Annotated in this window: 15 protein-coding genes; 7 read left to right on the top strand and 8 right to left on the bottom strand. The window is 41.0% G+C overall.

The features are described from left to right. The first annotated feature begins 50 nt into the window (after nt 1-50). The 4 genes from BCU84_RS03865 to BCU84_RS03850 all read left to right on the top strand — a co-directional run bounded on the left by BCU84_RS03865 (nt 51) and on the right by BCU84_RS03850 (nt 3,486). Entirely contained in the window at nt 51-785 is a 735-nt protein-coding gene (locus tag BCU84_RS03865; RefSeq protein WP_102526787.1) for a 3-ketoacyl-ACP reductase FabG2, read from the top strand. After that, entirely contained in the window at nt 782-2,014 is a 1,233-nt protein-coding gene (locus BCU84_RS03860) for a beta-ketoacyl-ACP synthase (RefSeq protein ID WP_102526786.1), read from the top strand. The genes BCU84_RS03865 and BCU84_RS03860 overlap by 4 nt, the downstream gene beginning before the upstream one ends. Before the next feature lie 40 nt (nt 2,015-2,054). After that, nucleotides 2,055-2,810 carry a hypothetical protein gene (locus BCU84_RS03855; RefSeq protein WP_241906354.1) on the top strand — a complete coding sequence of 252 codons (756 nt, stop codon included), beginning with the start codon at nt 2,055-2,057 and terminating at the stop codon, nt 2,808-2,810. A 313-nt stretch (nt 2,811-3,123) separates the two neighbouring features. Next, complete coding sequence (locus BCU84_RS03850) at nt 3,124-3,486, top strand: rhodanese-like domain-containing protein (RefSeq protein WP_102526785.1); 363 nt, start codon at nt 3,124-3,126, stop codon at nt 3,484-3,486. Here BCU84_RS03850 and BCU84_RS03845 read toward each other — a convergent pair. The 4 genes from BCU84_RS03845 to BCU84_RS03830 form a co-directional block, all read right to left on the bottom strand. Beyond that, on the bottom strand, nt 3,476-3,928 hold the full coding sequence (locus BCU84_RS03845; protein ID WP_102526784.1) for a thioesterase domain-containing protein: 453 nt from the start codon (nt 3,926-3,928) through the stop codon (nt 3,476-3,478). The genes BCU84_RS03850 and BCU84_RS03845 overlap by 11 nt on opposite strands. Nucleotides 3,929-3,940: 12 nt before the next feature. Beyond that, nucleotides 3,941-4,405 (bottom strand): D-aminoacyl-tRNA deacylase, encoded by a 465-nt coding sequence (dtd, locus tag BCU84_RS03840; RefSeq protein WP_102526783.1) that lies wholly within the window; start codon nt 4,403-4,405, stop codon nt 3,941-3,943. Nucleotides 4,406-4,449: 44 nt separating this feature from the next. Then, on the bottom strand, nt 4,450-5,019 hold the full coding sequence (locus BCU84_RS03835; protein ID WP_102526782.1) for a hypothetical protein: 570 nt from the start codon (nt 5,017-5,019) through the stop codon (nt 4,450-4,452). A 154-nt stretch (nt 5,020-5,173) separates the two neighbouring features. Then, nucleotides 5,174-6,178 (bottom strand): virulence factor BrkB family protein, encoded by a 1,005-nt coding sequence (locus BCU84_RS03830; RefSeq protein ID WP_102526865.1) that lies wholly within the window; start codon nt 6,176-6,178, stop codon nt 5,174-5,176. An 87-nt stretch (nt 6,179-6,265) separates the two neighbouring features. On the opposite strand from BCU84_RS03830, the gene BCU84_RS03825 reads away from it, so the two are divergent. From BCU84_RS03825 to BCU84_RS03815, 3 genes are all read left to right on the top strand, one after another. After that, complete coding sequence (locus BCU84_RS03825) at nt 6,266-6,487, top strand: hypothetical protein (protein ID WP_102526781.1); 222 nt, start codon at nt 6,266-6,268, stop codon at nt 6,485-6,487. A 29-nt stretch (nt 6,488-6,516) separates the two neighbouring features. Further along, a complete protein-coding gene (locus BCU84_RS03820) occupies nt 6,517-7,164 on the top strand; it encodes a DUF2959 domain-containing protein (protein WP_102526780.1) in 648 nt (215 codons plus the stop codon). A gap of 365 nt (nt 7,165-7,529) precedes the next feature. After that, nucleotides 7,530-8,720: a GGDEF domain-containing protein gene (locus BCU84_RS03815; protein ID WP_102526779.1), complete on the top strand. Its 1,191-nt coding sequence runs from the start codon at nt 7,530-7,532 to the stop codon at nt 8,718-8,720. Between the two features lie 144 nt (nt 8,721-8,864). On the opposite strand, the gene BCU84_RS03810 is transcribed toward BCU84_RS03815, so the two are convergent. The 4 genes from BCU84_RS03810 to BCU84_RS03795 form a co-directional block, all read right to left on the bottom strand. Beyond that, nucleotides 8,865-9,758, bottom strand: coding sequence for a hypothetical protein (locus BCU84_RS03810; RefSeq protein ID WP_102526778.1), 894 nt, complete (start codon nt 9,756-9,758; stop codon nt 8,865-8,867). A 331-nt stretch (nt 9,759-10,089) separates the two neighbouring features. Then, complete coding sequence (locus BCU84_RS21100) at nt 10,090-10,611, bottom strand: prepilin-type N-terminal cleavage/methylation domain-containing protein (RefSeq protein WP_102526777.1); 522 nt, start codon at nt 10,609-10,611, stop codon at nt 10,090-10,092. Nucleotides 10,612-10,662: 51 nt separating this feature from the next. Beyond that, complete coding sequence (locus BCU84_RS03800) at nt 10,663-12,243, bottom strand: sensor domain-containing diguanylate cyclase (protein ID WP_102526776.1); 1,581 nt, start codon at nt 12,241-12,243, stop codon at nt 10,663-10,665. Nucleotides 12,244-12,559: 316 nt separating this feature from the next. Beyond that, nucleotides 12,560-13,777, bottom strand: a complete 1,218-nt coding sequence (locus BCU84_RS03795; RefSeq protein ID WP_102526775.1) for a dicarboxylate/amino acid:cation symporter — start codon at nt 13,775-13,777, stop codon at nt 12,560-12,562. Nucleotides 13,778-13,790 lie beyond the last annotated feature (13 nt).

The raw sequence follows: 13,790 nt of genomic DNA, 5'->3' as shown, positions 1-13,790 counted from the left end.
GCTTGCGCAGAACAATCACAGCAAGCTGGCGCTGCACTTTTGGAGAAAACATGACAGCAACGAATAACAGAGTTTTAGTCACAGGCTCAAGCCGCGGAATAGGTAAAGCCATCGCGTTAAAATTGGCCTCTCAAGGTTTTGATATCGCAGTTCACTACCACAGTAATGTGAATGCTGCAGAGCAGACCCAAGCTGAAATTCAGGCCCTTGGCGTTAATGCCAGTTTGATTGCTTTTGATGTTGCAGACAGACAAGCCGCTAAAGCACAAATTGAACAAGATATTGCCCAGAATGGGGCTTATTACGGCGTGATATTAAACGCTGGGATAACCAAAGACACCGCATTTCCTGCAATGACAGAAGATGAATGGGACAGCGTGATCCATACTAACCTCGACGGCTTTTATAACGTTATTCAACCCACTATTATGCCCATGATCCAAGCTAGAAATGGTGGCAGAATTATTACTATGGCTTCTGTTTCAGGGATTGCTGGTAATCGTGGTCAAGTAAACTATAGCGCCTCTAAAGCTGGGCTTATTGGCGCAACAAAAGCACTCTCACTTGAGCTTGCTAAGCGTAAAATTACCGTTAACTGTATTGCACCAGGTTTAATTGAAACCGATATGGTAAGTGACTTCCCTAAAGATATGGTTAACCAAATTGTGCCAATGCGCCGTATGGGTAAAGTCAATGAAATTGCAGGGCTGGCTAACTTCTTAATGTCTGATGATGCAGCTTATATTACTCGCCAAGTGATCTCAGTTAATGGAGGCATGATATGAGCAATAGAGTCGTTATTACCGGCATCGGCGGCGTTTCAGCATTAGGCCATGATTGGCCAACGATTGCTCAGCGATTACAGCAAAAATATAACTGCGTTGTCACTATGACGGAGTGGGATAAATACCCTTCGCTCAATACTCGCCTTGCAGCACCAGTCACTGATTTTGAACAGCCAAAGCATTATTCACGTAAAAAAATTCGCTCTATGGGGCGAGTGTCCATTATGGCAACACGCGCCAGCGAAATCGCCCTTGAAGATGCAGGTCTGCTAGGTGACCCGGTGGTATCTTCTGGTGACATGGGCATTGCCTACGGTTCATCAACTGGGAGCACTGAGCCCATTATTGGTTTTGGCGATATGCTAAAAAACGGTGATATGTCGGGTATCAATGCCACCAGCTATATTCGTATGATGGCGCATACGACAGCGGTAAATGTCGGGGTGTTTTTTGGCCTTAAAGGCCGCGTTCACACCACCAGCAGTGCATGCACATCAGGTAGCCAAGCAATAGGTTATGCCTATGAAGCCATTAAATTTGGTCAACAGACCTTAATGCTAGCAGGTGGTGGTGAAGAGCTTTGTCCCACTGAAGCGGTAGTGTTTGACACCTTATTTGCCACCAGCACTAAGAACGATGAACCTCAATCCACTCCGAGACCCTTTGATAGTCAACGAGACGGTTTAGTGATCGGCGAAGGCGCTTGTACCTTAGTCTTGGAAGAGCTTGAGCACGCAAAATCTCGAGGCGCAACCATCTATGCTGAACTCGTTGGTTTTGGCACTAACTCTGATGGCTTGCACATTACACAGCCTAATGCCGACACCATGGAAGTGGCTATTCGTCTTGCACTAAAAAATGCCGATGTTGATGCTGAAAAAATTGGCTATGTTAACGCTCACGGCACCGCCACCGACCGTGGTGATATTGCAGAGTCAAAAGCCACTTATGCAGTATTTGGTGAACACACACCAATTTCATCACTTAAAAGCTATACAGGGCATACCCTCGGCGCATGTGGTGCGCTAGAAGCTTGGGTCAGTATTGAGATGATGAATGCAGGCTGGTTTGCTCCAAGTCTTAACCTTGATCAAGTGGACCCAGAGTGTGCACCGCTTGATTATATTAAGGACGACGTCCGACCGATTAACACCGACTATGTCATGAGCAATAATTTTGCTTTTGGTGGCATAAATACGTCATTAATCTTTAAAAGATGGCAGGCATAAATGCTTGCTATGACTCTACACTCATTCATAAGGATATAGAATGAAACTGCTACTCAATACACTCTTGAATACACTCATCATTAGCTGCTGTTTATTCAGCTCTATGACATTAGCGAAAACCTACACCACAGAAGAGTACCAACAGATTTTTACGGGTGATGATACCTATAAACAACAGCAAGCTGTTGAATCAATGATCTTGGTGGGGCTTGAAGACCCAAGTATCTACAACACCATCCAAGCAAAAATTGTCGCCCAAATGCATACTGCAACAGATAAGCACGCCATTGATAATACTGCTTGGTTAATTAAGGGCTTAGGATATTCAGGCGACCCACAATACCATGATTTCTTATTAACCCTCTCTGAAGGGTATGCCCATAAAAAAATCCGTAAATATGCTAAACGTGCCGTTGACGATTTATCTAAATTTCAAGTGTGGAATGTGATCCTTCAAGATAAAACCCACTATGATAATAAGCAGCCACATCGTCAAAATATCTATGCCGCAGCCTTAAGAGGTGACGATTTAGAGTTAATGCGAATCGCAGCTAAACGAATCGCCAACGGATACCTTTTTGACGATTTTATGCTCGAGCAATTAGCGACACAGCTCAAACCAATGCGCTTAATGGATGACAGTAAGCTTGCTATTGATACTTATGCCTGGGTAACTCGCGCACTAGCAAGCTCAGGCAACGAAAAATATAAACCTGTTGTTGAAGCGGTATCACAAACTGCAGAACAGAAAAAACTGAGAAAGTACGCCACTAAATATTTAAGAAAATATTACTAGCGCCCTTATGACAAATCGCTACAGCATCAATAAATGCTGTAGCGATAAAACTGATCCACCCTACTGCCTGCTGCTTACTCACTAATCACTAATCACTACTCAACTTTCCCGCGATAAACAGCCCCCTTTAAGTCAACTTGCTAATTGTTCTACCGACACCAATAGCTTGAAGCAATTATTTCAGGCTTGATTTAAACACTTTATTAGAATAATCTTATTGAGATAAATCTTATAGAAATGAATTTTATAGAGATAAGTTTTATAGATAGTCAATAAACGATTCGTAGAGTTAACATTAGCAGGTGGGTTCATCATGACAGACGCAACTATAGTTTCAGACCATAGCAATTTATCAAGCACTGCAACAAAACTAGCAGGCAAACAAGAAACAGATATTTGCTGGCAGCTCGTTAAGCAAGGCGCGCCGTTAATTGATGTTAGAAACCCTGATGAATTTGCTTTAGGTCACCTGCCTAATGCCATCAATGTTCCATTAACAGAGCTTGCTCAATGGTTGCGCGCACATAAAGCAAAGCAACAACAATTTGTTGTATATTGTGGTGCAGGCATTCGGGCACAAAAGGGCTGTGATATTTTTGAAGCTGAAGGGTTTAGCTGCGCTGTAAATGCCGGTGCAATGAAAGACTTACTGTGTTGTGAGTCACTTAATAACTAACATAAAGACCAGTAAAAGTTGCACAGAGTTTATCTGCGCAATGTAGCTGAACCTCTAGTGTCACTTTCACTTTTCCGCCTGTTTTTAATGCATCAAGTGATATTGATTCAGGCCAAGTGACACTGACTTGAGGCGCTTGAGTAATAGGCGCGGTATAGCGGATATTGGCATCGGCTAAGACGATATTACCTTCAACCCCACGGACTCGTTGCTGCAGCCACAACATTCCCCAACCCGTTAACGTCATCAGAGTATAAATACTGCCAGCAAACATCGTTTGATGTAGGTTAATATTGGGTGCTAACGGTGCTGTGCAGGAAAATTGATCACCATCAAAATGAATGGGGGTCACTTGCATAAACTGACTCACAGGAATGGTTTGGTGCCATGTCTGTTGCAGCTCAAGCAATAATCTTGCTGTCATTGTTGAGTCAGTTTTCATCGATTAAACCTGTTACACCTGCAAGTTAAAAGTCACTGGGCCATCATTAAGTAGTTCAACTTTCATATTGGCGCCAAATGAGCCCGTTTGCGTTGTTACGCCTTGTTCACGGCAAAAGGCGATAAACGCTTGGTATAATTCATTTGCTTGCTCGGGTGTAGCAGCACTGGAGAAACTTGGGCGTAAACCGCGACCGGTATCGGCAGCCAAGGTAAATTGAGAAACGACTAATAACTCTCCGCCAACTTGTTGAAGGTTAAGGTTCATTTTGTCATTTTCATCATTGAAAATGCGGTAGCCGATAACTTTTTTAGCTAACTTGCGCATTTTTTCAAGGTCATCATCTTTCTCGACCCCAAGCAGCACTAATAAACCTTTATTAATACTACCTGTAACTTGCTCAGCCTGTTCGGGATCTTCGCCTTCAGCGGCAATAGTGACACTGGCATGTGCCACCCTTTGGATTAATCCAATCAATGCTATGTCCTAATTTACGGGATCTATGAACACATTCTACAATATTAAGCGCCTGCGTCAGGCTTAATAACAGGAATTGGCTTAATCAAATCCTCTGAACCTTTTGGCAGTGATTTACCCACTTGCTTAAGGCCTTCATCGGTCCACAACATGAAACGACGTAATTCTTCTAACTCAATTGAATCGACAAATGTAGCTGCACCTTGCACTTGGATCACGCCGCCATTCTCGCGAATAACAAACTTAGCAAAGTTCAGTTTTTGGTTTAATGATCCAATCAATACAAGCAGTTCTTTACTGCCATGTAATTGCGGATGAACAGCAAATAAGCGATTAGTTAAAATTCTATCTACGCCTTGCTCACTCATGCTTGGCTGTAACACAAATTGATTATCACCAAACTGGACAGCCACGCTGGTTGGGCTGAGTTTGGTGGCTAAATAGCTTGATTTCAATAATGCGTTATACAATTCATCAGTGGCTTGCTGATCTGTCATACCTGCCATATTAATCATTGTAGGGGCAGCATTGGTTGCACTTTCTGTTGTTGAATTGTCGGTTGCAGCACAAGCTGTTAAACCTAATACACATGCGGCAATAAGCAATTTTTTCATTTTCGTTCCTTGTAAGTACTTCCGGTATAACCTCATGATGAAGTCATAGCCAATATTTTATTATTATTTAACACTTGGATAGCAATATACCGTGTAGTGCTAGCTTAAGCACAGATAAATTATTCATGTTGTTCATGAACACCTACTGTATCGCTTATCGCTCGGTTGATTTTGTGGCGTCATTTTCTGGGTTAGACACTGCCAGCTCAATCACATCAGAGTGAGAATCAACGTCTTCAATTTCAGCGTTATCTTTACTTGTATTTGCTTTAGCCTGTGCGTGAAGCTGGGCTTTTTTCTTAACTGAAAAAATACCCGAGGTGAGATACTCTGGCAACGCTGCGGTAATTTCAGCGCCTAATAGTACGATGACCCAAGACAAATAGACCCAAACAAATAAAATAGGAATGGTTGCTAGCGCACCATAAATCGCTTCATAACTTGGAAACTGAGTCACATAAAATGCAAACCCTTTTTTACCCGCCTCAAAGAGTATTGCTGCCACACTTGCGCCAATGAGAGCATGCCAAAAATGCACTTTTTTATTAGGTACCACCATGTACAGCAGCAAAATCGAAGCCACTGAAAATAACATCGGCAAACGCTCCACCATCCAAGTCATTAAGGCCGATATTTCGCTGCTATCAAATACCTTGAGTGACACAACATAAGACGTCGCAACGATGCTCGCCCCCATTAAAACGGGTCCGAGAGTCAATACCATCCAATACATTGAAAATGACACCACATAAGAGCGCTTTTCTGTGGTGCGCCAAATATTATTCAACGCTTTATCAATCGCCGAGATCAACATTAATGCGACAACAACTAAGGCCAGGACACCGACAAAGGTCGCTTTTGAGGCATTATCAACAAATTCATTAATATAAATTTGTACCGTATCCCCTGATGCGGGCATAAAATTACTGTAAATGAAGTTTTCGATCTGACCGCGAATACCTGAAAAACCAGGAAAAGCAGATAACATCGACATCATCACTGCCACCATTGGCACTAACGATAGCAAAGTCACATAGGCTAAATGTCCGGCTTTGACATTGATTTGGTCTTCCTGCAATCTTTGCTTCAGGTGAACTAAAAAACGCCAAATGCTGACATTCATATTTTTTAGATAAGCTACATCTATCTTATTTGTCACAATATTCTCTGATTTATTAATTTCAATTACGCGTTTAACTTCGTACAATGTTATAACACGATAGTTACACTCCTAGGGAGCAATTTAATGTCTCAACAAGGTTCTGCAGGCAATGTTATTGCCGCAATTGCCAGCTTCTTTTTTCCAGGTTTAGGCCAACTGGTTCAAGGACGCATTATAGCTGCAATTCTATTTTTCTGTATTACAGCAGTAGGTTACTTTTTTTGGGTGTTAATTATCCCAGCGATTATTGGTGCTGTTTTTCATCTTTGGAGCGTTATCGACGCAGCCATATTTAAAGCAGATTAGTGCAACGACAACAATAAAGAGATCAGAAGATGAAGAAATGGATATCACTAGTATTCCTTAGCGTCAGCTTGTTATTAAGTGGCTGCCAAAGTGCCTATTATGGTGCAATGGAAAAAGTAGGCTATCACAAGCGTGACATCATGGTCGATCGCGTTCAAGAAGCGAAAGAATCCCAAGAAGAAGCTCAAGAGCAATTCAGTTCAGCACTAGAAGAAATGCAGGCTTTGCTGGCGTTTGATGGTGGCGATCTTGAGGATGCTTACAACAAAGCAAAAGATGAATATGAGTCAGCTCAAGCTGCAGCAGATGAAGTTGGCAGCCGTATTGATAAAGTCGAAGATGTCGCCGAAGCTTTATTTGACGAATGGGAAACTGAAATTCAAGAAATCAGTAAAGCGAGCCTCCGTCGTAATAGCACCAATAAACTCAATGAAACTCAGCGCTCATATAATTCATTAGTTAAGGGAATGCGCCGTGCAGAAGCGAAAATGCCGCCAATCTTAACGGCAATGAAAGACAATATGCTGTACTTAAAGCACAACCTAAATGCCCAAGCAATTGGCGCAATTAAAGGTGAATTTAATAGCTTACAATCTGACATTTCAAGCTTGATTACTGAGATGAACAAATCGATTGCTGAATCAAACAAATTCATCGAAGCGATGGAAAAAGGCTAACTCAGGTCATAACCTCGTTAGACTTACTGCAATCTAAATACTAAGGCGTAACATCGTTGTTTACGCCTTTTTTATTACTTGTCTAATCATAAGATAAAACACAACAAACAAAACTGGGATATTCCGACTTACTGACACTGTCCTAACCAGAATGAGTCACAGTCTTAAAAGTGAGACAAATAGCTATAGAAACCAATCTATTTAACTTATATTTCAGTTTAGTTAGTCCAAGGTCGCTCTGTTAGAGCAGATTTTTAATTTAGGTTTAGCTTTTATCTGTCGGTTCAAAACAATTACATCGTTAATGTAGCCGCAGCTTTTTCTTTTCAATTTCGTTTAACGATAGCTTTATTACGGTGGATTTAATGAGCAGTTTAATGCATACCTTGCGCTTTTTTATACTGCCATTCTTTATTACATTTCTGTCATTAGCCTTATTGGCGCATTTTCAGAGTCACTGGATAGATTGGCAAGATACTTTGCATTACGCACCGTATTGGTTACTCGCTGCATCATCATTAATTTGTCTGCAATTCAATCGCAGCCGTCTATTTTATATCGGCTTATTATTACTATGCTTTTATACCCTGCAAAGTCACCGACTCTTTCTTTCCCCTATAATCCATCAGTTTTTACCGCTATTTGGCACTCTGGTCATTTGCATGTTTTGCTTTATTAAAGACCGTGGAGTGATAAGTGTGCATAGCTTTTACCGCATGGGTGGAGTTGTAATATGTGGGATAGTGGCTTACCTCTGGGTTTATCTTATCGGACAATACTCACAGGGATTAAATCAATTTCAGCAAAGTTTTGGCCTGAGTGTAGAAAGCTCGCCACTGCATTTATTGCCAATTTATCCGCTAGCCATCGTGCTGATTTTCCGTCTCAGTTGGCACAGTAATCTCGCGCAAACCAGCTTAGGGATCTGCTTACTATTGTGGCTTTGCTATTTTTTAGTCCCGACCAATTTACCCTTATCTATCCTATTTTGCTGCATCGCGATTAGCTTCTTAATTACAGTGCTATTTGACTCGTATTTCTTAGCTTACCGCGATGAGTTAACAGGACTGCCTTCTAGGCGAGCATTATTTAACTTGAGCCTAGCATTAGGACGTAAATATACCGTTGCCATGGTCGATATCGACCACTTTAAAAGCTTTAATGACACCTATGGCCATGATGTTGGTGATGATGTGTTAAAACTGGTCGCAGTAAAACTCGCTAAGGTGACAGGCGGTGGTAAAACTTTCCGTTATGGTGGTGAGGAATTTACCATTGTATTTCCACGTAAAGACATAGACCAAGTCTATTCACACCTTGATGATGTTAGACAAAGCATTGAAGATTATGACATCGTTCTACGGGACGAAAACCGTAAAACCAATTCAAAGAAGAGTCGCGGTAAAGCGCCGGTAAAAAAGAAAACCGTGAATGTCACCGTCTCTATTGGCTGCGCTGAACATAAGACAGACCAAAGCTTTGAACAAAGTATGAAACTTGCTGATAAAGCCCTGTATCGTGCTAAAGATCGCGGACGTAACCAAGTTAGGTTTTAATGTCGCCACTCATTAAACCTGACTAAATAATTTCCCCATACCAATCTTATTAAAATCCCTGTTACTCGGATTGAATTGATTCTTAGGGAAAACTTGTACCAAAAGAGCAAAAAAACAACTAGATGTGAGCTGGTCAATAACGACCTAAAAAGCACTATATTGACAAGGGTTATCGCTCGAAGTACATGCCACAATAGTCACGGCAATGCCTGAAAGTGTTGCTTTTGACTCAGTCATAAAACCATAAGCTTCCACAACCTTTTTCATCACCATATAGTCTTCACTTTGTTGCGATTCAAACTGAAACTTATCTCCGAGAGTAAATATTGGGTCTTCGGCAATGTCGAGGAAATTATTATGCTCATCTTGCAGAGCGATAAATTTATAATGCAGCTGTTCGTCCATATCAATCATGTCAACTTCAGAATTAAACTGCGACTCATCAGAGAATCTATACACTATTTTCGGGGATAAATTCGTCACAAAAATCCCAGTTTGATAGCTTACCTGCATGCCGTGTTTATAACGATTTACCAGATCTGAATATTCACTTTGTTGACGCCAAGTATCACTCACCTTATTAGGCAAGTATCCACTGCCGATTAACTCCCAAGCAGAGCCTGCAACTTGGTAATCTACTGATATGTTAATAGGTTGAAAGAAATCGATTTGATACAGTTCTTCTGCGAAAAGGATAAATTGTTCACGGGCAATATTAGTTAGCTTAAGCGGCTTTACTATCGAGCCATCTTCCATCCTGCAGAAACCTTTGGTCGCTGATTTACTATAATCACTACACACTTCCACTTGCAGTTTTTTGACATCAAATTTACGAACGTCAAACTCATTAAAATTAACCACATTAACGACTTTTTGTTCTCTGTCTCTCAGGGCTGATATGGCGGCGACACGATAATCATCACTAGAAACGCACTCATTACATTGCACACTCACAACCGTATTGAACACATTTGCCATCACAGGTGGGCAGATCTGCATTAAAAAAGAGAAAACCGATATTGAAATCAAAACTTTCATTGAGTAAAAATCCATTTTTATACGCGGGCTAGGTGATATTTGAAACGACTGCTGGTTTATCTTACGCGATGACCTAATTAACTTAAGATAAAACTCAGCCTTAAAATTCAGTTCTAAAATTCAGTTTTAAAATTCAGTTTTAAAATTCAGTTTTAAAATTCAGTTTTAAAATTCAGTCTTAAAATTCAGTTTTAAAATTCAGTTTTAAAATTCAGTCTTAAAATTCAGTCTTAAAATTCAGTCTTAAAATTCAGTCTTAAAAATTAGCTTAAGCCATCATCGCTGTTGAACATAGTGAATGATGAAGTCAGACTTTAAACCTAAAAAAGAACTAACACCCCTCTAAATCCCTTTCAACTACCGGGGTTTCCTTTGCGGCCTGCGGCTCAGAGTAGCGGATCTCGCAATCATTCACTGAATAATCTGCAGCAGGTCTAATACGTAAACCACTGCGTCCAGAAATGCTATATGAAGTAACTTCGAAATCATCTCCATCAACGATATTAATAGCGCGGGCAATACCTGCGTTAGTATGTCTCGGGTAACCATAAGCTAGCGTAATGTTTTGGCCCTCTACCACAATACTATTACTAATACCTGAAGCTGCAGCCGTTTCATCACAATCAGCACTAATTACGCAAGCGGAATACACTAAATCTTTAGCGCTGCTAATCGCACCAGACACCCCTTGCATTTGTCCTGCGTATGCATCTTCTTTTAAACTAATAAACTTTGGCGCAGCAATCACTGCAAGTATCGCTAAAATAATGATAACCACAACAAGCTCGATTAAGGTGAAACCCTTGTGAGCGTTTGATAAGGGGCTGCTGTAACATACAGATTTTATTGACATATGACCTCTAACGACATTATATAAATTCTAGTATATATTGCGCATGCATGATTAACTCGCGATGGTAACTTTGTTTTTGCCTTGGCGTTTTGCGCGGTACATTGCAGTGTCCGCTCTGTGGATCAAGCTATCTGTGTCTTTATCAAAGCCACTTGATAAAGCCAAACCAATACACGCACTAATACAAATCACACTGTCTTCAATAATTACCGGTTCAGAAAATAGTTGCAGTAATTTTTCAGCCGCACACTCTGCAGCAATGATCGAATCCATATTCGGCATTAATACGATAAATTCATCACCACCATAACGAGCAAGAATATCGTGAATAAATAGATGGTTATTGACTTTATCTGCTAAGGTTTTTAGTAATTTATCACCCACTCTATGTCCATATTGGTCATTCACCCCTTTAAAACCATCGAGGTCGATAAACAATAATGAAAAATGTTTTTGCTGCTGTAATAACTCAGCAATTTTATCTCTAATCGCGACCCGATTAGCTAGCCCTGTCACCGCATCATGATTGGCGAGCTGTAAGGCTTTTTCTTGAGCTTCGGCTAAATCAGCGGTGCGATCAGCAACTCTCACCTCTAGCTCTTCTCTTCCATTTCTAATTTCTAATGACATTTGTCTAAAGCTATCAAATAACTTTGCAAATTCTGCGGTATGAAAACCTCTAGGGTGTCTCTGCGTATCCGAACGAATATCAGTGATGACGCGAGTTTTAGCCGTTAAAATATCGATTGGTCGAGTAATTAAGCCGACAATCCACCAACTAAACACACTGCATACAATCAGCGATACCAATGCCACTAAAAGAGTAAATTTTATAACGACAAAAGCACGTTGATCGAGCTCAACAAGAGGTTGTGGGATCATGACTCCCCAGCCCGTGGTAGGCACCACATCAAAGCCCGCAATCATGTCCGCTTTTACCGCTGGCGAGTAGAACTGACTTACCCCCGTTTCACCCGCCATCATCTGCTTAACGATGCTCACTTTACTGATATTTTTAGCCTCTGCTTGCCACGTTTTGTTGGGATGAGCCAACACGTTACCTCGCTTATCAACAATTGCCGCATGGCCTTTATCGCCGAACATCACCGCCGATTGTAATTGCTCAATATAAGTGGCATGCATCGTCGCCAACCAAATACGCATATCTGGGGTTTGGCGTATCATGTATAAGGTTGGCTGTAGCACACCATTTTTATGAATAGGGGTAAAATGCGCTTCTGATAATTCAGATAAATCAAATGGATTATTGGTATCGGTTAGGCTTAAAGGTTGAGAGTTTTCAGCACCATATACGACGTTTTCTCGTTGTCCTTGGGGGTTAAAGACACCAATTGAAACCACATCAACGGTGTTCAATAAATCAAACATGATGCTATCAACACCCTGATGGGAGTTGCTGTTGGTTACTGTGGTAAAAATAGCGAGTGCATCTATCGCATAACGATTAAGTGCTTTGGTAATGTTTTGCGCGAGTAATAGATGCTTGTCATGCACCATATTATATTCGTTCTCAAGAGCTGAATTTGCCGACCAAAATGATATTGCAGTAATGGGGATGAGTGACGTTAAAATCATCACCAAAAATAACAAATGGCGAAAAGAAAGTTTCATTGAGATTCCATGCTCAGGTTATTGTATTAATACGCCTTATACCAACGTTTTATTGCCTTACAGTCTAGAAAAGCTAGGACTAATGTAAGCCTGCTCAACCTGTAAAAAAAATGCTACACATTTGGTGCAGCATTGTTACACACGCTCAAAGAGTGTTCAACCATTAGCACGTAAAACTGAATAGTTACTCTAAAGAAGTGAGAGGATCATCAATAAATATTGAGTTGATACTCAAAATAGGCTTAACAATATAGATGGTTTTCGGGTGTTCGAGCCTAAAACAAGGCTCGAATGATAGATGAGTTAATATGAAAGTTTATTCAGCAGTGTTTGTTGTAGCTTGATAGTGTTTACCATTAATACGTTGAATAATTTGCGTTGCAGTCAAATCGTGAACCACATTAATGACTGTTGAAGCCGCATCAGTTATCGCACCTAATACCACCAAAATAGGGATCACTTCCAAAGGCAACCCTAAGGTAGTAACAATAAAAATCTCACCTAAAAAAGCGCCACCAGGAACTCCTCCAATAACAAACGCTGACAGTACAGATATCAAGATGGTTAACATAAACACATCACTGGTGAATTCCATACCCAATAGCGAATAAATAAATACGATTTTGAGTGCGGTTATCATCGCTGCGCCGCCCTTATTAAGGTTCACTAATAGCGGTAAACTTATCTCAGCGATTTGCTCATTTAAGTCCATTTTAGCCGCAGCCCTGATATTCACTGGCAAGGTTGCTAATGATGAGCTTGTTCCTAACGCTGTCACCGCTGGTTCAAGCATATTTTGCCAAAAGCGTTTCACACCTATTAAACCGCCGCCAACCCATGAATAAAACGTCGAACCTAAGGTTAAATACACCACAGTTGCAACCAAAAATAGCCCTACAGCTCTTGCAAATGTTCCCATTAATTCAGCGTCTTGACTGGCCATCGTTGCCGCAAAGTAAGCACCTAAGCCAATTGGCGCAACATGCATTAATATCGCAATAATTTTCATTATCACGGTATTCAAGCTATCAAGTAACGCCGATACTTTACGGCCATCCTCGCCTGATTGACCGATGGCGATACCACTGATTACTGACATGATAATCAGCGCTAAAATGTTCGATTTTGATAACAACCCAACAAAATCATTGGTGGTCAATAAGCTAACAAAGTCCATACTGCCAGCGGCTTCTACGGTTTCCGCAAGTTCTAGTGTGACTCCTTGAGCAGGATCATAGGCGAGTGCCAATAACACAATCCCAATGGCAGGCACCATTGCCATCACCACAGACACGGCCATTATCGAAGCCAAAATAGAACCTAACCTTTTTAAGTCCGTCATCTTCGCAATTGAAGACATCACACTCACGGCCACTAAAGGCACAATAATCATAAACAATAAATTCAGGAAGATTTGCCCAATAGGCTTAAGCTTGATAGCAAATTCTGGCAATGCAGTCCCAAGTAATCCGCCAAGCAATAAAGCTGACAATAAAATAATTGATGACCGATAGACTTGCAGGGTATTCCACATAAATAATGTCCGT

It is taken from the genome of Shewanella sp. 10N.286.51.B7 (assembly GCF_002873615.1).
Taxonomy (GTDB): Bacteria; Pseudomonadota; Gammaproteobacteria; order Enterobacterales; family Shewanellaceae; genus Shewanella; species Shewanella electrodiphila.
Note: the sequence above shows the minus strand (reverse complement) of the source record. Positions and strands in the feature narration are given on the sequence as shown.